Genomic DNA, 25,953 nt, shown 5'->3' on the forward strand with positions numbered 1-25,953 from the left:
TCAGTCCGGTCGGAATTAGGTTCCGGCCGGAACACTTTATGAAGAAGGAGGGGAGACGAGATGGGAAAGACGAAATACCCGCTTTATTTTTCATTCCCGGCTCTCGCCGTGTTTCTATTGTTTTTCATTACTCCAACGCTCATTGGGTTTTATTACAGCTTTACGGACTGGAATATCAATGCAGAGCAGATTCGTTTCAACGGGCTGGATAACTATATCGAGCTGTTCAAAGAACCCAGATTGAAAACGGCTTTGATCAATACGTTGATTTTTGCGGCGGTCGTGACCTTGATGCAAAACTTTTTGGGATTAGGATTAGCTTTAATTTTGAATGAAGCACTTAAACTGCGAAATCTGCTGCGCATGATCTTCTTTCTGCCCTATGTGATTGCGCCGATTGTCATAGGTTATATTTTCCGAGCGATCTATCATCCCGAGCATGGCATTGTCAACACGGTACTTGATGCAGTAGGGCTGCATGTGATGGCTCAGGACTGGTTGAATGACCCCAAGTATGCCTTATTCTCGATTATCGTGACGGACCTGTGGCGTGTTGCCGGATTCTCGATGGTTGTTTATTTGGCTGGCTTGCAGTTTATTCCGAAGGATCTGATTGAAAGCTCATCCATGGACGGGGCGCAATATTGGCAGCGTTTCCGCTCCATTATATTCCCGCTGTTAGCTCCGGCACTTACCGTCAACGTCCTTCTCTCCATGATTGGTTCCATGAAGGTGTTTGAAATGGTCATGGTCCTGACAGAAGGTGGACCGGGTTATACCACAGAAGTATTTTATACGTACATTCGCGGTATGTTCAGCACAGGTTTATTCGGTTATGCGACGGCGGTTAACGTTGTTTTATTCGTCCTAGTTACCATTGTTGGCGTTCCGGTACTGATGGCGATGAAGAAGAGAGAGGTCGAGATGTGATGAGAAAAAAGTGGACACTCTGGATACTGGAAATCGTCGCGATCTGCTTGGCCTGTCTGATTCTGATTCCCTTTCTGATGATTCTGGTCAATTCGTTTAAAGGCATTCGGGAATCGGCGTTATTCGGCCTATCCCTTCCTTCCGAATGGCACTTTACCAATTACAAGGAAGTCTTTCAGCAGGCAAACATTTGGCGAGGGTTCAAAAATAGTATTCTTATTTCCGTGCTGGTTGTCGTCTGTGTGAATTTATTTGCCTCCATGGCTGCTTTCATCATTCAACGAAGAGATGATCGGTTTCTGCAAGGAGCTTATTACATGTTCATTATGGGGCTGATTGTTCCGGTCTCCATTGTGCCTACGATTAAGCTGTTGGGTGATCTTCATATTAAAGGTACTTACTTCAGTTTGATTATGTATTATACGGCGGTGCTGCTGCCTTTTGCTGTGTTTCTGCTCGTGGGCTTTATGAAGTCGATTCCGAGAGAATTGGATGAAGCGGCTTTGCTGGAAGGCTGCAGCTATTTCCGGTTGTATTGGCAGATGATTTTACCGCTGCTGCTTACCGTGCTTGTAACCGTCTCCATTGTGGTGATGGTGTCGGTTTGGAACGATTTCTTCGGACCTTTCTATCTGATGACAGATAGCACGAAGTGGACGATTGTCCTGCAAATCTTCAATTTTGTTACGATGTACAGCACGAATTGGGGCGTTGTGTTTGCCTTCATGGTGCTTGTCATTGCTCCGATTCTGATTATTTATTTACTGCTGCAAAGATACATTATTGACGGGCTGACAGCGGGTTCCATGAAAGGTTGAGTCAAGCGAAATCTAAGTCTTTGAGGAGGTACAGGAAATGCGAAGAGTCATCATTGTAGACGATGAAAAGTGGATACGAAGAGGATTAATTCAGTCTATTTCCTGGAACGAATGGGGCTTGGAGCTTGTTGGCGAAGCAAGTGACGGGGGAGAAGGCTATGAGATGGCTTTGGACAAAAAGCCGGACCTGCTCTTCCTGGATATGCGGATGCCGGGCCTCGATGGTAAACAGCTGCTGGGTATGCTCAGCCAAGAGCTGCCGGACTTGCTGACGATTGTGATCAGCGGGTATTCGGATTTCGAATATACGAAGGAAGCCATTCGCCACAAAGCTTTCGACTACTTGCTTAAGCCGGTGAAAAAGGAAGAGCTTGCTGCGGTGGTGGAAAAAGCGCTTCTGGAGCTGGATCGGCGCGAAGCCGAGAAACGCAAAGCCTCCCGTGTCCAAGGAGAGGATTGGCTGCGGCAGCTTCTGCTGCATGCCGAGGAAGGGGAGGATGCCTTCGTTCCCTCCAGTTGGCAAGCCGGTGAATATGCCGTGATGCTCGGTCACACGGACACCTTCCAAGAGCAATGCGATTATGCTCGTCTGCTGCCGGTGATTCATGAGCAGTTAAACCGGATGAAGCCCTTCCTTTTTGGGGGGCGGTGGGAGTACGAGGTTACGACGCTGCACGACAGCAGCCGGGAGATTGCGATTGCGCTTTGCGGGGCTCGGCTGGAATCGAAGGATTTTAGCCGACTGCACACAAGTGTGTTAGCTGGTATAAAACAGGCGGGGAGCGCTAGCATCAGCTTTGGCATGAGCAATAGGAAGTTGGAGGCTGCCAAGCTGGGGGAGGCTTATAACGAAGCGAGAAAAGCTTTGTCGGGGAAACTCCTGTCAGCGGTGAACGCCTTGCTTTTTGCAGAGAACAAAGCGATCCCTTTATCCGGCATGTATCCGCAGGACCAAGAGAACTCGTTCCTATGGGTGCTTCAATCCGGGAATAAGCAGGCTGTGGAGCAAGAATTCGAGCGGTTGTTTGCGGCATTCGTAAGCGACGTTACGACGGTGGAACATTTGCAGTGGAGTGCGGATTTACTCCTTCATGCGGTGGAAAAGCAGCTACAGGCGAAAGATGTTCGATTAGAGGAGATCTGCGGCAAAAATACACACATGTATTCAGAGCTAATTCACCAACGTAACGACGTGGATGCGATGAAAAAGATTTTCAAAGATGACCTGCTGCCTGCTGTGCTCTGTTTCTACGGTCAATCTGGGGAAAAGCAGGGAGAGAAGGTCGTCAGCGAGCTGAAAAAATGGATGGAGAGCAATTACGATCAATCCCTCTCCTTACATCAAATTGCCAGCAGCTATTATTTGAATCCTGACTATTTAAGTCGGATTTTCAAAAGGATGACGGGGAAAAATTTCGTCGATTATTTAACCGATATCCGTTTGCATAAGGCCAAAGAGCTGATGAATAAATCGAAATACAAAAACTACGAAGTCGCGCAAAAGGTGGGCTATGAGGATTACCGGTATTTCAGCCAAATTTTCAAAAGAAAAATCGGCATGACCATCGGTGAATACCGCAAAGCCATCGGTCAAGCGGACCAATAAGGAGAGAACACGTATGTCGAAACAGTTAATTCCCGATACGCTTATGCTCGAAGAACGCGCCGCACACGCCATCAATGCCATGATCGGCATGGCGGATCGTGACCATAACTATATTCCTTTTTTTGCAGCCGATTTGATGCACAAACCTGCTTTTATGACGCATGGCGATTGGGACTACGGTTCCTCGCACGGACGGATGATTGACGGATTAATTCTTGCCCGCCACATGTCGGGGGAAGAGTTCGGCAAAGAGGTCGAGGAGCGTTATCGTGCGAACCTGTTGTCTTTTTTCAAAGAAGACGGGATGAGCTACAGACAGATTAATCCAACCCGCAATTGGGAGCCGAATGCAAACTTGATTGACCAGCGGGCGGTTATTTTATCTTTGACCACTTGGTTTATGGAATCGGGGGACCCGAAGGTCAAAGAAGCAGCTGACCGCCATGTGGCGGCACTCAAGCGTATCGCGATCAAAGAGCGCGATGTCTGGTATTATCCGGCTTCGGAATACAAAGAAACGGGCTGGCCTTCGAATAACGCGATACAACTACGTTTGGCGCCCGATCCGGCAGCTTTCTGCGGTCGTTTAGTCATGCCTTTGCTGAAATATCATGAGTTGACGGGCAATCAGGATGCTTATGAACTATGCCAATTTTTTACAGCATTAATTATGGAGCGCAGCGGTGTATTCAATCAAGACGGCAGTTTCAACGACTCGCTGGCTTACCGGAGCGGACACTTCCATACGCGGATTGGCACGCTTGACGCTATCGCGAGGTTCGGCGTCTACACGGGCGATGCGGCTATGCTCGCTTGGGTCAAGAAATGCTACGATTGGGCGCTGACCAAATGCACGAACTTCGGCTGGACGCCGGGCGATCTGCACGAGCAGGCTTATGAGCATGAAACATGCTCCTTGGTTGACTTAATCGCGACAGGCATTACCTTAGCCCAAAGTGGCTACGTGGAATATTGGGGAACGGTGGAACGGTTTTTGCGCAACCATCTGGCGGAATCACAGCTGCTGGATCTGGATTGGGTGGAGGAAGCGGATGATAAGTCGGCTGACATTCCTGCGAATAAAAGCTTCTATAAAGTAGCGGAGCGGACACGGGGTTCTTTTGCAGGCTATTCGGCGCCTAATGATTTCGTTTGCGATGTGAATGAGGGACGCGGTCATACGAACGATTTGCAAATTTGCTGCTTAGGCTCAGGCACACGCGGGCTTTTCATGGGCTGGAGTAACACGATTACGGAGAAAAAAGGGACGATCAGCGTCAATTTCCTTTTGAATCGCGGCTCCAAGTGGCTGGACATCAGCTCCTACCTGCCGCATGAAGGGAAAGTCGTGCTCGATATTCACACGGATATCTCTCGTCTGCAGATTCGAATCCCAGAGTGGGCCGGCTTTACGAAAATCAAGTATGTTCGCGAGCGCGGTGGGGAAGTCATCGAAGGCAAAGGCAATGAAGCGAGCAGCTGGGTGAACAAGCACTTCCTCTTGCTGGGGGCAGCTGTCGCAGGTGAGAAAATTACGGTGACCTTCCCGCTGAGCTTCCGCAAGACGTTGGAGAATGCGGTAGGTCAAACCTTTGAGACGGAATGGCGTGGGGATGATGTTGTAAATATAACGCCGAAGGGTACGAAAAAACCTTTGTACAGTGGGCGTCAGGTGTTTGAAGAGGCGCCAATGCGGGCTGGGGAGTATCGTCGATTGGATAAGGAGTTTGTTTGGTAAGTGAGTGAAGGAATAGATGAGCAAATGAGCAAATAAATGAGTGAAAGACCATCTGCTTTCGGAGTGAAAGCGACTAGGAGGAGTTCGATGCAAACCGTTGTTGCGATTTATACAGGTCAGGGCTTGGCCGATCCTTTGAAAAAGGTGTTTCATGAGATGCTGCCGGATATTCGGCTCGTAAATATTATCGATGACAGCCTGATTGGCGATGTCGTGCGTGCCGGGCACATACCCGAAGTCGTGTCGCGCCATTTGGTACAGTATTATCGGCACGCGGAAGAGCTGGGTGCGGATGTGATTCTCAACACATGTTCCTCCGTTGGCGATGTGGCGGATGAGGCTGTGGAGGCTATCGGCATTCCGATTGTGCGAATCGACGAATGGATGGCGGCCAAAGCGGTAGCCGGCTACACGCGGATTGCCGTGCTGGCCACGCTGCCATCTACCTTGGAGCCAACCTTGCGCCTTATTCAGCGCAAGGCGGACGAAGCCGGCAGAGAGGTACAGCTTGTGAGCGGACTCGCGGAGGGCGCCTTTGACGCCTTGATCAGCGGCAAGCCGGAAGAGCATGACCGCTTATTGCTGGAAACGGCGAAACGGGCAACAGATGACGCCGATGTGCTGGTATTGGCGCAAGGCTCCATGGCGCGTATGGAGCAAGCGTTGGCAGAAGCAACAGGCAAGCCAGTGCTTTCATCCCCGAGATTCGGCGTGGAACATGTGAAGGCTGTTCTCGAAGCAGCCAAAGAAACGAAGGCAGGGTCTTAGAGCGATTTGGCTTAGAGAAAGGAGAGAAGAGAAAATGGAGCAAGATCGTGTAACAGCCGTCTATTTGGTGGAAACGGCGTATTCGCTGGAGCGGGCTGCCGCCTCCATCGCCGGCGAGCAGTCCACGGGGACGTTCACGGCTGTGCCTGGTGAGACGGACGCCGTGAAGGAGCGGCATGGCGCAAGAGTGGAGCGTATCGAGCTGTTGGACGATACAGATACTCCGTCCTTGCCGGGCGCGAAGACGCCGCCGGGTCATGACGGCAAATATCGGCGTGGACGAGTGACGGTATCGTTTCCTCTTCATAATTTCGGGCCTTCCATACCGAATTTAATGTCTGCTGTTGCGGGCAATTTGTATGAGCTTCAAGAATTGTCAGGGCTGAGACTTTTGGATTTGGAGCTGCCGGAGGCATTTACGGTGCGATACCCTGGCCCAAAATTTGGGATAGAGGGGACACGAAAGCTGACGGGCGTATATGACCGACCGATCCTTGGGACAATCGTAAAGCCCAGCGTAGGCTTATCAATGGAGGAGCTGTCGGCTTTGGTGGAGAAGCTGGGGAAAGCGGGCATGGATTTCATCAAGGACGATGAATTGAATGCGAATCCCCCTTATGCGCCATTAGCGGACAAAGTCAAGGTCGTCATGGAGGCGGTCGAGCGCGCTGCAGATGCTACGGGCAAGAAACTGATGTATGCCTTCAACATCACAGGGGATTATGACGAACTGCGCCGGAACCATGATTTGGTTGTCAAAGCGGGCGGCACTTGCGTGATGGTGAGCATACTCAGCGTCGGGCTATCGGGGCTGACGTATTTGAATCAATTCAGCGAGGTTCCCATTCACGGGCATCGCAATCAATGGGGAATGCTGACGCGGTCTCCGCTGCTGGGCATTGAATTCACGGCTTATCAGAAGCTTTGCCGGTTGGCCGGGGCCGATCATCTGCACGTTAACGGTTTAAATAGCAAGTTTTATGAAAGCAACGAATCGGTGGTTCGGTCCATTGCGGCTTGCACGGCGCCGCTGCTCGGCGGCTACAAAGCGATGCCTGTCGTATCCTCAGCCCAGTGGGCGGGGATGGCTCCGGCTACGTATGCGGCAACGGGGACCGTAGATGTGATGCACTTGGCCGGCGGAGGCATGCTGGCTCATCCGGATGGTCCTGCGGCCGGCTTCGAGAGCATGAAGTTGGGCTGGGAAGCGGCGGTTCAGGGGATACATCTGGACGCCTATGCGGCACAGCATCCTTCCCTGCAAAGGGCGATCGAGAAATACGGGAAGGGGTGAAGGCCGATGGAAGAACCCCCTTTTAAGCAAGAACAGGCCTCTAGGCCAACCGCTGCCCGAACTGCTGGGCGAAATGTCGGGCGATCTTCGAGGCAAACCGCCAGGAGGCCGCTCTGTTACTACGGTGATGATTTCACCGGGTCTACGGATGTGTTGGAGTCGCTGTTTCAGGCGGGGCTGAAAACCGTTCTGTTTCTGGAGCCTCCCACGCCCGAGCTGCTGCAGGAGCAGTTTCAAGACGTCGACTGTTTCGGCGTCGCCGGTGTGGGACGCTCCTTAACTCCCGAGGAGATGGAGCGGGAGCTGCGTCCGCTTTTTATGACGCTAAAAGCAGCTGGAGCCGCCGTCGTGCATTATAAAATATGCTCGACCTTCGACTCCTCGCCCGGCACGGGCAGCATCGGCAAAGCGGCGGAAATCGGGCGCGAGGTATTTGGCGGCCGGTACATCCCGCTGCTTGTCGGCGTTCCGTATCTGGGCCGGTATACGCTGTTCGGCAACCATTTTGCAGCTGGCGGCGCAGAAGGAACTGTGCATCGCTTGGATCGCCACCCAACGATGTCCAAGCATCCGGTTACGCCCATGGCGGAGTCCGATCTTCGCAAGCATTTGGCGCAGCAGACAGCGCTGAAAACGGCTTTGCTGGATATTAAGGCGCTAGACGGCTCGTCTGCGGATGTGCGAAAGCGCTTGGAGACGGTTATCCGCCAAGAGCAGCCGGATCTGCTGCTATTTGACGTATTGGATGAGCGGCGCTTGGAAGCGGCTGGGAGAATGATTTGGGAAGAGGCAGAGGAGCATGACGGACTGTTCGTCATCGGTTCTTCCGGTGTCGAATACGCGCTCGGAGCCGTTTGGCGAAAAGATGCGGGGAATTTGGATACCGCAGTGGACAGCAATAGGATACGAGCTGAGGTCTCAGAAGCTGCGCCCTTGTTAGTCATTTCAGGCAGCTGTTCGCCTGTAACCGAGGGTCAGATTGGGCATGCGCTGCAAGCCGGTTTCGCAGGCATTCGCGTTCCGATGGAAGATCTGCTTAGTTCAGAAACGCGGGAAGCGGCAAAGATTGCCTTGCAGCAAGAAGCGCAGCAATGGCTGGCGGGCGGCAGGAGCGTCATTGTCTACTCGGCCACGGGGCCAACCGATGAAAGCATTGGACGCATGCGAGAGGTACTGTCCGCCCGGGGGATCAGATCGGAAGACAGCAGCCGTCTGCTTGGCCATGCGCTTGGAGAGCTGACCAGAGAGCTCGTTCGTCAGCTTGGTATTTCGCGTGTTTTGATAGCGGGAGGAGACACCTCGGGGTATGTGACTAGAGAGCTTGGCGTCTACGCGCTAGAGTGCATCTCCGTTCTTGACCCTGGCGGACCGCTATGCCGGGCTTATGCCAATGAGCCATCGTTTGACGGTCTGGAGCTCGTGCTCAAGGGCGGCCAAGTTGGCGGCGTGGATTTTTTTGAGCGTGTCGCCGGGTACAGGTATGGGGGCTGATCTCGGTTAGCCAATTTCTCGCCAATGAGATGAGAAGGTGCAAAAAGTGCAGCAAAAGTACGCTAAGAAGTGGTTTTTACAAGAAAACCTGCATTTCCTGCATTAAAATTATGGATTCAAGCCTGAAAAAGGGTTGAACGTTTAAATTTGATGTATGTTTTACATGATTTGAACCAAGATTCGTAAAAAGGGTTAATTTAACTGTATGTTTTACATGATTCTAGGAATGAAGACTATTTTCTGCAGTGTTGCAGGGATAGTCTTTTTCTGCTTCCCCGGCTTTGGCTTGTCATCTAAATGGGCTATAATAGGAGTTGAAATTTATAATAGGGAGAACTAACATGACTCAATATAAAAGAAATAAACTGGTTGAAGTGAGCGGGAAGTTGGCTAAAGTCGCCATGGGCAGCGCTTATGCGGATGTTGTCATTAAAAACGGCACACTGGTCAATGTGTATTCAGGGGAACTACTCGCCCATATGGATGTCGCTGTGGCCGAGGGACGTGTGGCGTTTGTCGGGAATGCGGACCACACGATTGGCGATCGAACAGTTGTTATTGACGCTGCTGGGAAATATATAGCTCCAGGATTCCTGGACGGTCATATGCATGTTGAAAGCACGATGCTTTCGGTTACGGAGTTTGCCAAAGCGGCTCTACCCAAAGGAACAACGGGAATCTTCATGGACCCTCATGAGATTGCCAATGTGTTCGGGTCCGAAGGAGTAAAGCTGATGCATGAAGAGGGCCAGCAGATGCCGCTCAAAGTGTTCACGACCTTCCCGTCTTGCGTGCCTGCGACGACAGACTTGGAAGATGCCGGTGCCAGCTTGGAAGTGAAAGATATTGAAGAGGGACTGCAATGGGACAATGTGGTCGGGCTTGGTGAAGTGATGAACTTCCCTGGTGTCGTCTACGGGGATCCGAAAATGTTCGGAGAAATTGAAGCGACGATTAACAGCGGCAAAGCTGTCACTGGGCATTTTCCAAGCGAAGATGACCGTATGCTGCAAGCTTACATCGCGTCCGGCGTGACCTCCGATCACGAAACAGTTACACGCGAGCAAGGACTGCACAAAGTCCGCATGGGCATGCATTTGATGATTCGCGAAGGCTCCGCGTGGCATGATGTCAAAGAGGTTATCAAGATCGTTACCGAAGATAAAGTGAACACATCTAACATCTCCCTCGTCACGGATGACGTCAGTCCGCAAACATTGGTGGAAAAAGGACATCTCAATCATGTGGTGCGCCGTGCGATTGAAGAGGGTGTCGATCCCGTTACCGCGATTCAAATGGTGACCATTAATGTGGCGCGCTATTTTAACCTGGAGAAAGATCTAGGCAGCATTACGGCAGGTAAATGCGCAGACATTTTATTGCTTGATGATTTGCAAAAAGTTGAGCCTGTAACTGTCATTACGGATGGAAAAGTCATCTTTGACCAAGGCAAGATTGTTGCGGATTTCCCTACTTACGTGTATCCGGCGCATATTCGCAGCTCCATGAATGTGAAGCGGGAGCTGACGGCGCAGGACTTTCAGCTTGCAAGCCGCGGCAACGATGAGAAAACAAGCGTCAATGTCATTCAGGTGATTGAAAATAGTGCAAGAACAGCGAAAATGACAGCCACGCTAAATGTCGAGCAAGGGATTATTCAACCGGATATCCAGCAGGACGTTGTCCGTCTTGCTTGTATTGAGCGGCATCGCGGCACTGGCGAAATTTCGCTTGGGTTCACGAGCGGATTTCAATTGAAATCCGGCGCTGTAGCGTCTACCGTTGCGCATGACAGCCATAATTTGATTGTTATGGGGATTAACGAGCAAGATATGGCTCTCGCTGCTAATGAGCTGGTCAAATTGGGAGGCGGCACCATCGTCGTAGAGAACGGCCGCGTGTTGGCTCAAGTGCCGTTAACGATAGCAGGCCTTATGTCCGATAAATCTTTGCTAGAAGTCGTTGACGAAGTTGCCCAGCTTGAAAGAGCATGGAAACAAATTGGCTGTCCGTTAAACGCACCGTTTATGACTTTTTCATTGATCGCACTGCCTGTTATCCCTGAGATTCGGATTTCAAACCGTGGAATAGTCGATGTAACCCAGTTTAAGCTCATTGACGTCGAAGTGATTTAGGTTATTAAAAGGTGCCCCTTCGGGTGCCTTTTTATATCTGGGGGAGGGAACTACAGGCCGCTAATTCCCAGAAAAGGAGCAATTCCCACGTATAGGGGGAACTACGGTCCACTATTTTGCCGTTTTCACCCGGAAAACCCTGCCATGAAGGCTGAATAAGGCCCTGTAGTTCCGCTCGGAGAGGAATTAGCTCGTTTTCCTCACAATAGTGGCCTCCAGTTCTCCTAGCGGTGTTCTTGTTTGGTTTTGAAAATTAGCAGAAGACCGTCAGGGCTCAGGGCCTTGGCGGTCTTCGTGTGTTTTTTAGCGTAAATAAGGAAAATACGGAATAGGGATGGGCGCACTGTTCACATTTGCAGGTTTAATCACGATGTCCGTGGGAACGGTTTTCCCGGGTGGCAATTGAATGATACCGCTTCCATCATAATACACAGGTTTATTCGATTCTGCCGCCATTCCTGTTTCCTCCTACAAAGGGGATTTTTTTGGACTACTGCCGATACATTAATGTATGACGGTAAAAGGAATTAAACAACGTGTTTCTTCCAGAAATTGTTTGACAAAAGATAGGGCGCCGAGTTACGATAAAATGGAATGAGTAATAGTTAGTAAATTATTTTTAATAAGTTATTACTTAGGAGGCGTAACTTTTATGGCAAAGTCAAAATGGGCAGTAGATGCAAGTCACAGCAGTATTGACTTCTCCGTTAGGCACATGATGATTGCTAAGGTTAAAGGCACATTCCACTCGTTCGAAGCTCAGATTGAAGCGGATGCGACAGATCTCTCGTCGGCCGATATTCACTTTCAGGTGGATATAAGCAGTATTGATACCCGGAATACGGATCGAGACGCACATTTGCGTTCAGCCGATTTTTTTGATAGCGAGAAACACCCTACAATGACATTTCAGTCCACTCAAGTCACAAAAACCGGAGACGGGGAATACGCGTTAACTGGCGATTTGACGATACGCGGCGTTACGAGGCCCGAGACGTTTGAAGTAACATTTGAAGGTACCGGCAAAGATCCCTGGGGGAATGAGAAAGCGGGTTTCAGTGCAGTGGGAAGCATCAAACGTGCTGATTTCGGCCTAACCTATAATGCCGCATTGGAAACAGGCGGAGTCTTAATTGGCGACGAGGTTAAAATATCAATTGAAATTGAGGCTGTTGGGCAGCCTTAATAAGATAAAAAGCAGGTCGGGAAACTTCCCGATCTGCTTTTTTGTGTGGAAGAAAGGAGCCGCAGCTAAACTTCAACCGTCGGCAGCTTAAAGCTGAAGATGGAGCCCAGGCCAATGGCGCTTTTCACTTCCAGCGAGCCGCCGTGGTCAACGGCGATCTTTTGGCAAATGGAGAGGCCCAGACCTGTCCCGTTTTCTTTGGTGGTATAGAAAGGATTGAAGATTTGCTCCATTTCGCTTTCGGACATGCCTTCGCCGGAATCTTCGATTTCAATGATCGCGAGTTCATTTTCCTGTTTTATGCGCACGTGAACATCGCCGGGATGCTTCATCGCTTCGAATGCATTTTGGATCAGATTCAGCAGGACTTGTACAATTTTATCCCGATCGATGAAGATATAAAGAGCCTCTTTCGTATCCTCAAAAATAATGGTGTGTCCGCGATAAAGCGCATCCGATTCCGCTAAGGATAGAACCCGATCCAGGCACTCCGTGATGGACTCCGGCTTCATGTTACTGATATGCGGTTTGGAAAATTGCAGGAATTCCGCGGTCAGCTCATTCATTCTTCGAATTTCGCTCATAATTAATTCATGCCATGGCTGAATATTGTATTGGCTTTTGGTCGCGATTTGCATGAAGCCTTTGATCGTTGTCAGCGGGTTTCGAATTTCATGCGCCATCCCTGCCGCCAATTCGCCGATCATCTTCATTTTCTCGGAGCGGAATAAATGCTCTTCTCGTTTGAGCCATATTTCCCGTTTACTTTTGAACAAACGCTCCTCGGCCAAAGAGATAAGTTCTTCCTTCGTTGCAGCCTCAAGAGGGTGCTCAGCAAAGCTGTAAGTCACTTGAAAGCCTAATATATTGGAATTCAAGGATTCGCTAATATTAGAAATAAGGTTCTCTTTTGCTGGTAAAATAATAGCAAACCTGTCTCCCGCGTAACGGGATATCGCATAGGAATCATAGAAAATGCTGCCCAGCAACAGCGCAATCTGGTTCAAGGTTTCATTTCCGTTATGGATATTCTCGTAATTGACCGATTTGAAATCCTGAAAGTCCAACAACACTAAAACAAAGCTGAAGCGCTTAACCATTAAGTTTTCAACGGTGGTTACGTAGCCTTCATAATTCAATAGCCCTGTCAGCGGGTCATGTGTCGTGAGATAATCATTTTCTTCGCGTAAACGTTTCTTCTCCGACTCTGATTTAATCACATATTGCACAAGCAGCACGAACATAACGGCGCTTGCAATATCGTAGATCGAAACCAAGAGATTGTAAGTGGTAAAAGGCACATAGGATAAACGTATGCACGTATATAAACCGATGTACATGAGCGTTTTCTGCATGGTGTAGGTATACTTCTGCCCATTTTGTATCGAAAAGCCGATCAGCATATAATACAGCAGCAAGCACCAATTCAGATGACTGGACCAATGAAACAGGGCGAGGAAGATGAACTGAATGTTGGGTAAAAAAGGGAGCTTTCGCTCGAGGGCGATGCTGAGGTAAAAAGCGCAGCCTAATAGGATGACTGCTGTGGTATTGGGTGCATTCCCCATTGCTATGGATGATACCATGGTCAAGCAACAAATAAAGGGGATACCTATATGTTTGATTATCTTGATGACCAACGGATAACACTCCCGACTCTTGTATAGAATTGGCAATCTTCATATTGTTAGATTATAAACGAAGTTGGATTCAATATATGTCGGTTTATGTCACGGATTTCGTTAATTTTTGATGATTTTTTTTAGCATTATTTAAGTGTTTGAGAGAAGGATGTCGATTTAACGACACCCCTGTTACCGATGATTCCGATACTCCTTAGGAGACATTTGAAATTGCTGCTTAAATACGTTGGTAAAATAGTTCGGCTCGTCGAAACCAATGGCACATGCGATTTCGAATATTTTCATATCCGTGTTTCGCAGCAGCAGGGCTGCTTTATCCATGCGCAGACGGGTCACGAAGCGGGTGAAGCTTTCCCCGGTTGCCTTTTTAAACAGTACGCTAAAATAGCTGGAGTTGAGGTGAAGATGAGCGGCTACATCCGTTAGGCGGCACTCTTCGTTGTAGTGCTCCTCGATGTACTTTGTAGCTTTCTCAATGACGTTGTCGCTCTTGGACGCTTGCCAGTTATTGAACAGAAGCAGGAAGTTGTTCACCTGTGCGTCTGCCCAGCGAAGGACTTCCTCCGTCGTCCAATGTGCTTGCGGCATATCGGTCGGTATTCTTGCCGTCGCTTCATGGCCGTCAGGATCGAACTGTTTCTGAATGGTTCCCAGCAAAGCAATCGAGAGCGTGAGCGCCTGAATTTTCATATCTTCAGGCGGTTGATGGGACAGATCGGTAAGCAGCTGATTGAGAAGCTGCTGCAGCGCGTTTTCCTGTGCGATCAGAATCGCGGACATCAGCTTCATTTCCAGCTCATTGACTTTCGCTTGATTTAAGGAGAGTGTCATGCCTGAGCCTGTACCCGCTTCTTTATCGATTCGTTGGCTGTCAGAATCCGAAGGGGTCTCACCGCTCTTGAACTGGTCATAGAATTCAGCCAACTGCTTATAAGGGGGAGCTGCACCCATAGCTTGAACGTTCACACGGATGTTCAAGTACTCGAGGGAAGCATCCTGCACAGCTTGGATGAAGCTTTCGTCAGGCCCAGGCTGATCGGCGATCACGACGAAACAATCATGTTCGACCAAGAGGAGCCTGGCAGGAATGCCGGCGCCTTTCAACAGCTCCTCGGCAATATTGGAGAAAGCGAATTGGATGAGGCTGAGGTCCGCTTTGCCATAGTTTTTGAGGGCTAAGTCTTCGCTGTTCAACTGAAGCAGCCACAGCTCCTTCGTCAGAAGTACCTCATCCATGTTTTTCATGGCTTCGTAAGAGGATGGCAGATCTAATAAAGCTGCACGCAGCTCCTGATCCTGCTGTAATTTGCGCTGAGCGAGAAGATGCTGCTGCTGCGCGTATTTCTCATAGTACCGCTCAGAGGCTTTATTCATGACCTGCATGACATCTTGTTCCGTGCAAGGCTTGATAAGCAGATCGAGCGCTCCGAGTCTGACGGCTGCCTGGGCGTACTCAAAATTTTTGTAGCCTGTAAGGATGATAACCAGCAGGTCCGGATAATGCTTCCTTAGATGCCCTACAAATTCGATGCCGTCCATAACAGGCATGCGAATATCCGTAAGCACGAGATCAGGTTTAACCCGATCTACCAACGCCAGCGCATCTTGCCCATTGCTGGCCTCCCCGACAACGTTCCAGCCAATTTGTCCTTCTTCGAACATTTTGATCAAGCCCTTACGGAAGTTGGGCTGATCTTCCACGATGACCACGTTACCCTTCAGCATGCTGGCTCAGCTCCTTTTTAGTTGGGTGATTAGGCAGGATGAGGCGCATTGTCGTTCCGCTATTCACAACGCTCTCAACTTCGAGCCGGTAAGGCTGCCCGTGAACGAGCTCCAGACGCCTAACAACACTGCGAACGCCAAGGTGTTCCCGTCCATCCGAGCGCTGAGGCAGAGAAGTCCCCTTCGGCCCCAGCAGGATAGCGATCGCGGATTCATCCATACCGCAGCCGTTATCGGTCACTTCTATTTCCAAATGGTCAAGATGCTGACGAGCTCGAATAACCAAGATTTTATGTGACACCTTATTCCGAAAGGCATGTACGAATACATTTTCTACGAGAGGCTGGAGAAGGAAACGCATCATCTCGTTGTCCAGTACCTGCTCATCCGCTTGGATAATCGTTTCCAAATCAGGTTCGAACAATTCGGTTTGCAGCTTCACATAATTGCGAATTTGCTGAAATTCTTCCTGCACGGTTGTCAGTGTCCGGACGGGCATCAGGGAGTACTTGAGCATTTCCGAAATGGTGGCGATTAAGGCAGCAGTGTCCTTTTCATTTTGCAAATAAAGCTTCCAATAAATTTCGTTGAACATATTGTGCAGAAAATGTGGGTTAAGCTGAACCTGCAGCGCTTTGAGCTCTGCTTCTCTTTCGCTTAGCTGGGTTAGATAGACCTCCGTAATCAACCTGCCGACCTGTTCAGCCATGGCATTGAAGCTCTCGCCCATATAGGCGAGTTCATCTTTGGTGCGGATTTCAATACGGGCGCTGAAGTCACCGGAACGTACTTTGCGAAGCCCAAGCAGCAGATCCTTGATCGGCCGCAAGAGCTTGCCTGTCGAGATAACGATGAGAATGCTCGTTAACAAGATACTGATGAAGCCGGTATACGCAATGCGTTTGGATAAAATTTTGTTTTTAACTTGAATGTCGGAAAGGGACGTTGAGCTGACAAGCTTGAAGGAGGTCGCTTTGGATATCCCCTGTACATACAGATGATTGTTCATCACGCGGGTTTCGTTCATATCCTGCAGCATCTGTGCTTTCTCCACTGTTTCCTGCGTGGAATTGCTATAGAGCAACTCCTTGTTTTCGTTGTACAAATAGACTTCGCCTGTCCCGTCCTTGATTAACTCCTTCAAAATCCCGGCAAAAAAGGATTCATCCACAGCCATTACGAGAACGCCGTAGGTTTGCAGAGCACTATTTTTCATCAGCCTGGCTATAATAATGGTTTGCCTGAAGCCACTCGGTTCAATGGAGCTGGGCAGCGGCATGCTCATCCAGGCCAGATTCCCATAGGTATCGTTTAGTTTGGACTGGATGGTTTGAAAGGTTGGCTCATCCAAGTTTTTGATCGCAGAAGTCGTATAGCTGAAATAAGAAGGATTGCCGTTTAAGTCATACAGATACATCCCTGTAATATAAGGCGCGTCTGATTTGATTTGGAAAATCTGCTCTTCGATTTGCTTTTTATCATAGTACAGATTAAAGGCGTCGGCATCCTCTTGGGAATTGATTCGTTTGATGAGCATTTCAATTTGCGGATTGAATACTACGGTCTGAGATACACGCACAATTTCCTGAACTTTCATTTCGATTTTGGCCAAAGCCTCTTCATTCGTACGGGAGAACTGCTTGCTGATCTCCTCTTCAAACAGTTTCAGATTATACTGATAAGTCAAATAACCGGTAATCCCGAAGGCAAGTAAAATGATGGCGGACAGGCTAATGATTAATCGAATTCGAAAGCTGCGGTTGATGCTGATGAGTAGTTGTCGCCAGATTTGCATCTCAGATTCCCCAATTTGCTTATAGTTTGCAAGCCATAACGTTGCTGAGGACATTATACAATATTTTTTTCATATAAAAATCGCTTCCATCCATTACCTAATGAATTTATAGAATCTTCTATAATTTTTTAAGGGTTTTGATACACGAAACCGATATGATAGGATTCATACCAAAGATTGAGGGAGTGAGCAAGCATGAGCAGTCGAATCGAAGAACCTCCTGTCACGGTATCATCCGTGAACCTGCGCAAGACAGCTTCTTTAAAGCGGAGCAGGCGATTGAAACAAAATATTCCTTTGTTCATCATGCTGATTCCAGTTATCGCTTATTATGTGATATTCAAATATTGGCCTATGGGCGGACTTGTTATCGCTTTCAAAACCTATAATTTTGCGGATGGCATCTGGAATAGCCCTTGGGTGGGACTAAAGAATTTTAAACTGCTGTTTTCCAGCGCGAGCACGCTCCAAATCAATTGGAACACATTTTGGCTGAGCTTTCTAAGCCTGGTGCTCGGATTCCCGGTTCCCATTTTCTTGGCTGTTTTGCTCAATGAGGTCCGGAAGTCGTGGTTCAAAAAGTGGGTGCAAACGATCATTTATTTACCGCACTTCTTCTCTTGGGTCATTGTGTCGGGTATCGTATTATCGTTATTTGCAACCGATTATGGTTCCATCAATAAGGTGCTCAAACTGTTCAATCTGGAGCCGGTTACTTTTTTATATGAGTCGCATTCTTGGATAAGCATTTTTATCGGATCTGGCATTTGGAAGGAAATGGGCTTTAGTACCATCATCTACTTGGCTGCTCTAACGACCATTGATCCGTCGCTGTATGAATCCGCCTGCATGGATGGAGCTACCAAGTGGCGTCAGATGTGGCATGTAACGCTTCCCGGCATTCGGCACACCATTATTTTATTGCTGATATTAGCGATGGGTAAAATTATGGAAGTTGGGTTTGATCAAGTCTATAACTTACAGAACGCTGCTGTTGCGGACGTGTCGGAGGTTATCAGTACTTACATTTATAAAATAGGACTCGGCAGCTCGCAATTTAGCTTAACGACGGCCATGGGACTATTCGAATCGGTCATTAGCTGCAGTCTCGTGTTAATCGCAAACCGGATTGCCAAAAAATTTGATCAAGCCCTGTTCTAGAGAGGAGGACATGTAGTGAAAGCGACAAGAGGAGAAAAGCTTTTCTATACGATCAATTACGTGCTGCTTGCACTCATTGCCTTAACTTGCATCCTGCCGTTTATTCATATCATAGCGCTATCGCTCAGCGATCGGTCATCTGTAGATTCAGGTCATGTCTTCTTTTGGCCGATAGGGCTGCAGTTCACGGCATATAAAATTTTCTTCATCGCAAGCCCGGCCTTTAATGCTTTCAAAAATAGCATATTTATCACCGTGGTCGGCGTGGTATTAAGTTTATTGGGCACCATTTTAGCTGCTTATCCGTTGTCCAGATCCTATTTGTTCGCTCGTCGCTATCTGGTTCTTGGTATGGTGTTTACGATGCTATTCGCGGGTGGTTTAATTCCAACTTATCTCGTTGTAAAAAACATGCATCTCATCGATTCTTATTGGTCCTTATGGCTGACAGGCTTCATTAGTACTTATAATATGCTGCTGATGAAAAGCTATTTTGAGAATATTCCTTACGAAGTACAAGAAGCTGCGCGAATTGATGGATGCAGTGACACTGCACTGCTCATCCGAGTCATTTTACCCTTATCCTTGCCGATGTTGGCGACTCTGGCGTTATTTTATGGCATTAACTATTGGAACGCGTTCATGAGTGTTCTAATGTATATCAATAAGAGCGATATGATGAATTTAACTGTCGTTGTGCAAGCTATGCTGCAAAAGAACGATTTGCTCAACTCTCCTTCCCTGAATACGGAGGAGCAAGCAGCGGTTGCTACAGAGATGGTGAAAGCCGTGGGCGTTGTTGTGATGGTTGTGCCTATGCTGGTGATTTATCCTTTCTTGCAGAAGTATTTTGTCAAAGGCGTAATGCTTGGATCCGTTAAGGGTTAAAATCGTTGGTGTTCCCGTTTAACAAAACTTCACTATAAAATTTTGCAGGGGGAAAATGCACATGAAAAACATGAAACTGTGGCTTGGAATCACCGTAGGGGTTGTCGCGCTTGGTGCAACGTTAGTTGGCTGCAGCAGTGACAAAAAAGAAGGGACAGCAGCTACGACAAGCAGCAAACCGGGGGAAGAGAAACCGGCTAAGCGTGGCGATGTGACGGTATCCATGTACGACCGGGGGGCAGTACCTGCCTCAGAGGGATCGTATGAAGAGAATCGCTGGAGCAAATGGATCAATCAAAATGGACCTGTCAATGTGAAGTTTGTTCCTATCCTCCGCAGTGATTCAACGAAGAAATTGAACGTTTTGTTTGCGTCGGGTTCCGCTCCGGATATCGTCAACGAGTATAACACACCGTTTCGAGGAAGTTTGTACGATCAAAAACAACTGCTTCCCATTGATAACATTTTGCAATATATGCCTGAATACCAGAAGCTGCTGACGCAATATCCGCAATTGAAAAAGGCGGGGACGAAGCCGGATGGCAAGCTCTACGAAATTGGAAAAGTCAAAGAGGCTGTTCCTGCCCATATTTTACTCATTCGGACCGATTGGTTGAAGAAATTGAATCTGGCGATGCCGACAACAACGGATGAGCTATTAAAAGTGGCTAAGGCATTTGCTGACCAAGATCCTGATGGTAATGGTAAAAAAGATACGTATGGCCTGAATATGAGCACTTATTCCGAGCAAGCCATCAATGAGATGTTCGGCGAGAGCTCCTCGAGCTCGCTACTGGCTTGGGATCTGAAGGATGGCAAAGTTGTCCGTGCTTGGGACAAAGAGCTTGCTTCTCTCACCTTTAAGAAACGTCTCTATGATGAGGGCTTGATCGATAAAGACTATATTAACGATAAAGATGGCGCCAAGGCGAAACAGGACTTTTTAAATGGAAAGATCGGCATTTATGTGAAGTTCACCGGAGGTTGGTATGACTTTATCATGAATGACCTTACGACATTGCAGAAAAATGCGCCTGGGGCGGATGTCGCTCCATTAGGTTATCCAAAATCACCGATGGGGACATTTACTGGGGCCATTGATAATCCTGTTCAAATGACAACCGTTGTGAACGCTAAAGCGAAAGATCCGGAAGCCGTTGGCCGCTATCTTGATTTTATTATGAAGCCGGAAACCGCTAATAAAATTGTCAATGGTGATGAAGGCACACACTGGAAGAAAGCTCCCAATGGTTGTCCACAAGCAATAGACCCTGCAAAGTCCAAGAATGAAGTTAGCTACGCATATGACTATACAATGTTCTTCTCATCGGGCGTAGATAAATGTACGTATGTTCTGAATGGTTTTAATGCTGAAGTACCAGCGCAAAAAGCAGGAATGGATATGTATAAAGAAGTTCAGAAGCTCTATTTTGATCCGCAAAGAGAATATCCAGGCATTGCTTTGGGTGACCACATGCCGGTGTACAGCGCAGATCTTCAAGTCATTAACACAACGATTCTGAAAGAAAAAGGCGACTTATTCGTGAAAGCCATTCTCAGCGGCGCTAAGTACACGCCGGAGCAAGCGATCAAAGACTCGCAAGCGGCTTGGGCGAAAGCAGGCGGTCAACAGCTCGAGGATTTTATGAACAAATGGTATCAAGAGAATAAAGATACAGCGTTCCTGGCTAAGGATGCGATGATTATCGCGAAACAACAAATGGAAGCAGTCAAGTAAGTCATTCTTGAAGGAGGGCTGGATATCGATTAGGTTGCCTGCGCGTTCAGGCATCTCATCGGTGTCCAGCGTCTTGCATCATGGGGGGAATCATAATGAACAAAGTTAAAGTAGCTATCATCGGTTGTGGCGGTATCGCAACGGGGAAACATCTGCCAAGCTTGAGCAAAGTTGCGGAAGCGGAAATCATCGGTTTTTTCGACATCTTCCCCGCAAGCGCACACCAAGCAGCAGTGAAATTCGGCGCTCCCGGCGCAAAAGTATACGACGATTACCGCGAATTATTGGCGGATCCTGCAATTGATGTTGTACATATATGTACGCCGAATGATACGCATGCGGAAATTTCGATTGCCGCTTTGGAAGCAGGCAAGCATGTCATGTGCGAAAAGCCGATGGCGAAAACAGCTGCGGATGCCCGCCGTATGGTGGAAGCTGCCAAACGGACAGGCAAAAAATTAACGGTTGGTTATAATAATCGATTCCGAGCAGACAGTCAACATTTGAAACGAGTCGTTGAGAACGGCGATTTGGGCGAAATTTACTTTGCTAAAGCACATGCTGTTCGCAGACGCGGTGTCCCTACTTGGGGAGTTTTCCTGGATGAAGAGAAACAAGGCGGAGGTCCATTAATCGATATTGGCACACATGCGCTTGATCTGACATTATGGTTAATGAATAACTATGAACCTAGAGTGGTGCTGGGCACCGCTTATCATAAATTATCACGCAAAGAGAACGCTGCTAATTCATGGGGCCCGTGGGACCCAAATAAATTCAAGGTTGAGGATTCGGCCTTTGCTATGATTGTCATGAAAAATGGGGCCACCATTATGGTGGAGGCCAGTTGGGCGCTCAATACGCTGGATACCAAGGAAGCGAAATGTACGCTTTGCGGTACCGAAGGAGGAGCGGACATGCAGGATGGGTTGCGCATTAATGGCGAGAGCCATAGCCGACTATATGTGAACCAAATGCAGTTCGAGGCCAAGGGTGCAGACTTCTACGAAGGCAAGAAAGAAAGCATGCAGGATAAAGAAATTCGATTATGGATTGATGCCATTATTCATGATAAAGAGCCGATCGTAACGCCAGAGCAGTCTTGCGTCGTATCGGAAATCCTTGAAGCGATTTATGAATCGAATCGAACTGGAAAAGCCGTCTATTTTGACTAAACGATGGATAAAGTATCGGAAAAGGAGTCTCAAACAATGATTAGAGTTGCGATGTTGAGCTTTTGGCATGTTCATGCCAAAGACTACGCACGTATGGCAAGTCAGCATCCCGACACCGAAATCGTGGCCGTTTGGGATGAAGATGCGCAGCGTGGCAGAGAAAAAGCCGATGAGTTCAGCGTCAGGTTTTATGAGAATCTGGAGGAGCTCTTGAGCAATCCTGACATTGATGCGGTTATTGTGGATACACCCACAACGGCGCACCGGGATGTGATTATCGCCGCGGCTCGTGCGGGTAAGCATGTTTTTACAGAAAAGGTTGTCGCTACTACAACAAAGGAATGCAAGGAAATACTAGCGGCGGTTGAAGCTGCCGGCGTGAAGCTCACCGTCTCTTTGCCGCGGCTGTACACCGGGTTCACTCAAAGCATCATGAAGTCTATTCATGAAGGTGATCTTGGCACGATATCGACAGTACGTATCCGGCTTGCTCATAACGGTGCGCTCCCGACGGAGAGTAATCCGAATGGCTCGCTGCCTTCGTACTTCTTCAATCTGGCGTCGTGCGGGGGAGGAGCCTTGATGGATCTTGGCTGCCATCCCATGTACTTAACCCGCTTATTCCTGGGTTTTCCGGAAAGCGTCAGCGCCAGCTTCGGCTACATTACGGGGCGCGAGGTAGAGGATAGTGCTGTAGCTACTTTGCGTTATCCAAACGGAGCATTAGGGATTGTTGAAGCGGGATTTGTGAATAGCTACTCGCAATTCGACATTGAGGTGCAAGGGACCGAGGGAAGCATAAAGTATTCTCGAACCGATGATCTGGTCTATATCCGCAGCTCCAAGCTATCAGGTGAGGCAGCAGCAAAATGGCAAGTGGCTCAGGAACTTCCGGTGAGTCTGCCGACCCCGTTCGAACAGTGGGTGTCACATATGCAGAACCAAACAACAGCTTCAGAGAACATCCAATTAGCGCTTGATTTAACACGTTTAATGGAAGCATCGACGCAATCGGCACAGACGGGCACAGCTATTTATTTGCGAGATCTTACCGAATAAGGCGGTATTCCCGCAGAAAGGCCAGTTCATCCCCTACATATGGAAGCAGGGTGATCTGGTCTTTTTCATAAGAATAAGGAGGCATACAGATGATCGACAAAGGGGAATATTCGTTTTCAACGTGCTGGAATATTAAGAAACATACCATTGGCCGGGACATGGTGGAGGAAATTAAGGGGCTTGGCTTTCGATATGTAGAACTGAATTATAATGTGACGGAAGAAATGATGAGAACTATTGAACCGATGATTGAAAAAGGGGAAATAGGCGTTTCGAGTGTGCACAATGTATTCCCATTCATCGACGATAAGGATTATGATACCGATTCCGTGATGCTGGGCTTTGATGATGAAGAGAAGCGCAAACGCTCTGTGGAGCTGCTCATTCGATCCATGGAGTATGCCAACCGCTATGGAGCCAAAGCCGTAGTCGTACATCCTGGCGAAGTCCCTTTTGACTACAATATTGATCTGGATTTGAAGAAGCTTTATCAGGAACATGGAAGGGCTTCGACGGAGTACCAAGGGCTGTGGCGGAACATGCTGGAACGGCGCGATAGTCTCAGTCCTCGGTATACGAAACGGATTCAGGATAGCTTGGACGAAGTGAGTGATTATGCAGCGAAAAAAGGATGGGATATCGCGATTGGCATCGAAACGCGTTCGAGATCGTATCAGATGCCGACGCTGATGGAAGCCAAGACGATTTGCGACAATTTGGAGGGGAGCCCCGTTCGTCTTTGGTACGACATCGGTCACGCCATGATGATGGATCGAATGGGTTTGTACGACAATTTGAAGGAGCTAGAGGAAGTTAAGCAGTATATCTATGGTGTGCATATTCATGAAACACTCGGGCTTTCCGACCATTGGTGTCCTTATGTACATAGCAAGGATCTGCATTTCTTTGACCATTTCCTTGAAGCTATCGACATGGCCAAGGTTAAAGTGTACGAGTTGAAGGCTGTATGTCAACCGGATGAGATCGAGGAGAGCCACAGACTGATCACAAGTAAAATAGCGGCCGGGAAAGGGCAATAGGTGATACACATGGACTTCATATATAAGCGGTTGGTGGAAAATAACGACGAACTGGCAGCATCTGCGCTTAAAAGCCAAGTGCTTGATCCAGCATCCAAGTATTACGGTGGAATCATCGATGAGACGGGCATTGCGCGCGCCAGTCATCATAGTACACCTGTTTATATAGCTGCGTGGGCAGCGGCTTTGGTGAATCCGGACTCCAGATTCTACCATAGCGAGTCATTAGCAGCTTCCTTGGAGTTAGCAGCAGCGTTCATGCTGAACAGGCAGCATCCGGACGGGACGATTTCGCTGGGGTCAACCAATTATAACTCCCCGCCTGATACCGGCTTCGTAATTGGCGGCGTAGCGCAGATTTATCAGCTGCTCGCTGGTCATGATTGGTCGGTCCTACAGCCAATAGCGGCCAAACTAAAGCTATTTCTTGAACGAACCATACCGGCCATGCTGACGGGAGGCTGTCATACGCCGAATCATCGATGGGTGCTTACGGCAGCTTTAGCCCAGTTGTATGACATTTTCCAAAGGCCCGAGCTCCTCGCACGAGCGGATGAATGGCTCGCAGAAGGCCTAGATATTACGGCAGATGGCGAATGGACGGAACGGAGCAACGGAATCTACAATGCCGTCAGCAATGTTGCGCTGTATCATACGGCTCGCGTCTTGCATCGTCCCGAATTATTGGATAGTGTGCGCCGGAATCTGCGTATGATGGTCTACCTCATCCATCCGTCAGGTGAAGTGGTGACCGACTATTCGGGCCGGCAGGATTTTGGCCAAACCTATGACATGGCTACCTATTATACGATTTATCGCCTAATGGCTGCTCATGACAAGGACCCGCTCTTCGCCGCCATGTGCGATTATGCCGCTGCTTTCGTCAAGCGTCCGGACGGTGTAAATAATAATGCTCTACTGCATGTGCTGCTTTACCCAGAAGTAGGGGAAACCCTCCGTGATTTGGAACGCGCCGAACTTCCTGATCAATATGCTTGTATGCTGAATCAGCATCATCCGATGAATGAGCACCTGAACTTAATCGATGCTGTCGGTCATCATCTGAAAATTCAGCACAGCTCCATGCATCTGGCATTCGGAGCGCCGGTCGTGCGCATTCGCGAGAAGGATAAGAGCATAACGATTATGCCGCAAACGCCGTCCTTTTTCTCGCTTCGCCATGGGAAAGTCAGGCTGCTGGGCATTAAGCTGTCCACGTCCTTTTCTCCGGGTATCGTCAAATTTGATCAGCTAACCGCCCAAGATGGCGTCTATCGGCTAGGTGTCGTTATGGAAAAAGGCTACAATGGACCTATTCCACAGCAGCATCTTCCCCTTTCGGCGAAAGGGCCGGTAAGTCCGTGGTATTTGCTGCCGCATCAGCACCGGCCAATGACGCATCTGCAAACCCATGAGCTGCAGGTGGAAATTAAACAAAATTCGTCCGATTGGACGGTGCGCATACATTCCGATGAGCGTGAAGACGTCTTTACGCAGCTAACCTTTATTCTGGGCAATGAAGGAGCAGCAGAGGGAGAAAATCTGCAGGATGCAGGCGACGGGAAATATTTCCTCAAAAGCGGATCTATGACCTATCGGGTGGAGGAAGACAGCATTGAAATATCTTCGGGAGCTTTCGAACACTTATTGCCTATACTTCGTGAAGATCAGCACCCGACAGGCTGCCAATATGTCCATGTGAACTTGGTGACGCCGTTTGACCGAACCTTCACGGTACGATTGCTGTAGAAAGGATTGTGGAG

The 25,953-nt window shown here is 48.6% G+C and carries 20 protein-coding genes; 16 read left to right on the forward strand and 4 right to left on the reverse strand.

Annotated elements, in window-relative coordinates; translation table 11 throughout:
• The first annotated feature begins 60 nt into the window (after positions 1-60).
• From RQP52_RS21895 to ade, 8 genes are all read left to right on the forward strand, one after another.
• Positions 61-930: a carbohydrate ABC transporter permease gene (locus RQP52_RS21895; RefSeq protein ID WP_315953823.1), complete on the forward strand. Its 870-nt coding sequence runs from the start codon at positions 61-63 to the stop codon at positions 928-930.
• Entirely contained in the window at positions 930-1,748 is an 819-nt protein-coding gene (locus RQP52_RS21900) for a carbohydrate ABC transporter permease (RefSeq protein WP_315953824.1), read from the forward strand. The genes RQP52_RS21895 and RQP52_RS21900 overlap by 1 nt, the downstream gene beginning before the upstream one ends.
• A gap of 37 nt (positions 1,749-1,785) precedes the next feature.
• A complete protein-coding gene (locus RQP52_RS21905) occupies positions 1,786-3,354 on the forward strand; it encodes a response regulator transcription factor (RefSeq protein ID WP_315953825.1) in 1,569 nt (522 codons plus the stop codon).
• A gap of 13 nt (positions 3,355-3,367) precedes the next feature.
• Positions 3,368-5,092 (forward strand): glycoside hydrolase family protein, encoded by a 1,725-nt coding sequence (locus RQP52_RS21910; RefSeq protein WP_315953826.1) that lies wholly within the window; start codon positions 3,368-3,370, stop codon positions 5,090-5,092.
• A gap of 87 nt (positions 5,093-5,179) precedes the next feature.
• The gene (locus tag RQP52_RS21915; RefSeq protein WP_315953827.1) at positions 5,180-5,860 is read left to right on the forward strand and encodes an aspartate/glutamate racemase family protein; all 681 of its coding nucleotides are present in this window, start codon (positions 5,180-5,182) and stop codon (positions 5,858-5,860) included.
• A 34-nt stretch (positions 5,861-5,894) separates the two neighbouring features.
• Complete coding sequence (locus RQP52_RS21920) at positions 5,895-7,154, forward strand: ribulose-bisphosphate carboxylase large subunit family protein (protein WP_315953828.1); 1,260 nt, start codon at positions 5,895-5,897, stop codon at positions 7,152-7,154.
• 6 nt (positions 7,155-7,160) lie between these two features.
• On the forward strand, positions 7,161-8,645 hold the full coding sequence (locus tag RQP52_RS21925; RefSeq protein WP_315953829.1) for a four-carbon acid sugar kinase family protein: 1,485 nt from the start codon (positions 7,161-7,163) through the stop codon (positions 8,643-8,645).
• 341 nt (positions 8,646-8,986) lie between these two features.
• Positions 8,987-10,780: an adenine deaminase gene (gene ade, locus RQP52_RS21930; protein ID WP_315953830.1), complete on the forward strand. Its 1,794-nt coding sequence runs from the start codon at positions 8,987-8,989 to the stop codon at positions 10,778-10,780.
• A 303-nt stretch (positions 10,781-11,083) separates the two neighbouring features.
• On the opposite strand, the gene RQP52_RS21935 is transcribed toward ade, so the two are convergent.
• Positions 11,084-11,236: a hypothetical protein gene (locus RQP52_RS21935; RefSeq protein ID WP_315953831.1), complete on the reverse strand. Its 153-nt coding sequence runs from the start codon at positions 11,234-11,236 to the stop codon at positions 11,084-11,086.
• Positions 11,237-11,432: 196 nt separating this feature from the next.
• Here RQP52_RS21935 and RQP52_RS21940 point away from each other — a divergent pair, with 196 nt between their 5' ends.
• Positions 11,433-11,966, forward strand: a complete 534-nt coding sequence (locus RQP52_RS21940; protein WP_315953832.1) for a YceI family protein — start codon at positions 11,433-11,435, stop codon at positions 11,964-11,966.
• A 65-nt stretch (positions 11,967-12,031) separates the two neighbouring features.
• Here RQP52_RS21940 and RQP52_RS21945 read toward each other — a convergent pair whose 3' ends face one another.
• The 3 genes from RQP52_RS21945 to RQP52_RS21955 all read right to left on the reverse strand — a co-directional run bounded on the left by RQP52_RS21945 (position 12,032) and on the right by RQP52_RS21955 (position 17,129).
• Positions 12,032-13,552 carry an ATP-binding protein gene (locus RQP52_RS21945; RefSeq protein ID WP_315953833.1) on the reverse strand — a complete coding sequence of 507 codons (1,521 nt, stop codon included), beginning with the start codon at positions 13,550-13,552 and terminating at the stop codon, positions 12,032-12,034.
• Between the two features lie 228 nt (positions 13,553-13,780).
• Entirely contained in the window at positions 13,781-15,334 is a 1,554-nt protein-coding gene (locus RQP52_RS21950) for a response regulator transcription factor (protein WP_315953834.1), read from the reverse strand.
• Entirely contained in the window at positions 15,321-17,129 is a 1,809-nt protein-coding gene (locus RQP52_RS21955; protein ID WP_315953835.1) for a cache domain-containing sensor histidine kinase, read from the reverse strand. The genes RQP52_RS21950 and RQP52_RS21955 overlap by 14 nt, the downstream gene beginning before the upstream one ends.
• Before the next feature lie 306 nt (positions 17,130-17,435).
• Here RQP52_RS21955 and RQP52_RS21960 point away from each other — a divergent pair, with 306 nt between their 5' ends.
• From RQP52_RS21960 to RQP52_RS21990, 7 genes are all read left to right on the forward strand, one after another.
• Positions 17,436-18,290 carry an ABC transporter permease gene (locus RQP52_RS21960; RefSeq protein WP_315954019.1) on the forward strand — a complete coding sequence of 285 codons (855 nt, stop codon included), beginning with the start codon at positions 17,436-17,438 and terminating at the stop codon, positions 18,288-18,290.
• A 15-nt stretch (positions 18,291-18,305) separates the two neighbouring features.
• The gene (locus tag RQP52_RS21965; protein ID WP_315953836.1) at positions 18,306-19,178 is read left to right on the forward strand and encodes a carbohydrate ABC transporter permease; all 873 of its coding nucleotides are present in this window, start codon (positions 18,306-18,308) and stop codon (positions 19,176-19,178) included.
• A gap of 61 nt (positions 19,179-19,239) precedes the next feature.
• Positions 19,240-20,916, forward strand: coding sequence for a type 2 periplasmic-binding domain-containing protein (locus RQP52_RS21970; RefSeq protein WP_315953837.1), 1,677 nt, complete (start codon positions 19,240-19,242; stop codon positions 20,914-20,916).
• Between the two features lie 95 nt (positions 20,917-21,011).
• On the forward strand, positions 21,012-22,091 hold the full coding sequence (locus RQP52_RS21975) for a Gfo/Idh/MocA family protein (protein WP_315953838.1): 1,080 nt from the start codon (positions 21,012-21,014) through the stop codon (positions 22,089-22,091).
• Between the two features lie 36 nt (positions 22,092-22,127).
• Entirely contained in the window at positions 22,128-23,150 is a 1,023-nt protein-coding gene (locus RQP52_RS21980) for a Gfo/Idh/MocA family protein (protein ID WP_315953839.1), read from the forward strand.
• An 89-nt stretch (positions 23,151-23,239) separates the two neighbouring features.
• Positions 23,240-24,190, forward strand: a complete 951-nt coding sequence (locus RQP52_RS21985; protein ID WP_315953840.1) for a sugar phosphate isomerase/epimerase family protein — start codon at positions 23,240-23,242, stop codon at positions 24,188-24,190.
• Positions 24,191-24,199: 9 nt separating this feature from the next.
• A complete protein-coding gene (locus RQP52_RS21990; RefSeq protein ID WP_315953841.1) occupies positions 24,200-25,939 on the forward strand; it encodes a hypothetical protein in 1,740 nt (579 codons plus the stop codon).
• Positions 25,940-25,953 lie beyond the last annotated feature (14 nt).

The organism is Paenibacillus violae, assembly GCF_032461945.1.
GTDB classification, from domain to species: domain Bacteria; phylum Bacillota; class Bacilli; order Paenibacillales; family NBRC-103111; genus Paenibacillus_E; species Paenibacillus_E violae.

What these genes read in the sequence shown, in the direction of transcription:
- RQP52_RS21895 (WP_315953823.1), top strand. Translation starts at nt 61, where the DNA reads ATGGGAAAGACGAAATACCCGCTTTATTTTTCATTCCCGGCTCTCGCC.
- RQP52_RS21900 (WP_315953824.1), top strand. Translation starts at nt 930, where the DNA reads ATGAGAAAAAAGTGGACACTCTGGATACTGGAAATCGTCGCGATCTGC.
- RQP52_RS21905 (WP_315953825.1), top strand. Translation starts at nt 1,786, where the DNA reads ATGCGAAGAGTCATCATTGTAGACGATGAAAAGTGGATACGAAGAGGA.
- RQP52_RS21910 (WP_315953826.1), top strand. Translation starts at nt 3,368, where the DNA reads ATGTCGAAACAGTTAATTCCCGATACGCTTATGCTCGAAGAACGCGCC.
- RQP52_RS21915 (WP_315953827.1), top strand. Translation starts at nt 5,180, where the DNA reads ATGCAAACCGTTGTTGCGATTTATACAGGTCAGGGCTTGGCCGATCCT.
- RQP52_RS21920 (WP_315953828.1), top strand. Translation starts at nt 5,895, where the DNA reads ATGGAGCAAGATCGTGTAACAGCCGTCTATTTGGTGGAAACGGCGTAT.
- RQP52_RS21925 (WP_315953829.1), top strand. Translation starts at nt 7,161, where the DNA reads ATGGAAGAACCCCCTTTTAAGCAAGAACAGGCCTCTAGGCCAACCGCT.
- ade (WP_315953830.1), top strand. Translation starts at nt 8,987, where the DNA reads ATGACTCAATATAAAAGAAATAAACTGGTTGAAGTGAGCGGGAAGTTG.
- RQP52_RS21935 (WP_315953831.1), bottom strand. Translation starts at nt 11,236, where the DNA reads ATGGCGGCAGAATCGAATAAACCTGTGTATTATGATGGAAGCGGTATC.
- RQP52_RS21940 (WP_315953832.1), top strand. Translation starts at nt 11,433, where the DNA reads ATGGCAAAGTCAAAATGGGCAGTAGATGCAAGTCACAGCAGTATTGAC.
- RQP52_RS21945 (WP_315953833.1), bottom strand. Translation starts at nt 13,552, where the DNA reads ATGGTATCATCCATAGCAATGGGGAATGCACCCAATACCACAGCAGTC.
- RQP52_RS21950 (WP_315953834.1), bottom strand. Translation starts at nt 15,334, where the DNA reads ATGCTGAAGGGTAACGTGGTCATCGTGGAAGATCAGCCCAACTTCCGT.
- RQP52_RS21955 (WP_315953835.1), bottom strand. Translation starts at nt 17,129, where the DNA reads ATGCAAATCTGGCGACAACTACTCATCAGCATCAACCGCAGCTTTCGA.
- RQP52_RS21960 (WP_315954019.1), top strand. Translation starts at nt 17,436, where the DNA reads ATGCTGATTCCAGTTATCGCTTATTATGTGATATTCAAATATTGGCCT.
- RQP52_RS21970 (WP_315953837.1), top strand. Translation starts at nt 19,240, where the DNA reads ATGAAAAACATGAAACTGTGGCTTGGAATCACCGTAGGGGTTGTCGCG.
- RQP52_RS21975 (WP_315953838.1), top strand. Translation starts at nt 21,012, where the DNA reads ATGAACAAAGTTAAAGTAGCTATCATCGGTTGTGGCGGTATCGCAACG.
- RQP52_RS21980 (WP_315953839.1), top strand. Translation starts at nt 22,128, where the DNA reads ATGATTAGAGTTGCGATGTTGAGCTTTTGGCATGTTCATGCCAAAGAC.
- RQP52_RS21985 (WP_315953840.1), top strand. Translation starts at nt 23,240, where the DNA reads ATGATCGACAAAGGGGAATATTCGTTTTCAACGTGCTGGAATATTAAG.
- RQP52_RS21990 (WP_315953841.1), top strand. Translation starts at nt 24,200, where the DNA reads ATGGACTTCATATATAAGCGGTTGGTGGAAAATAACGACGAACTGGCA.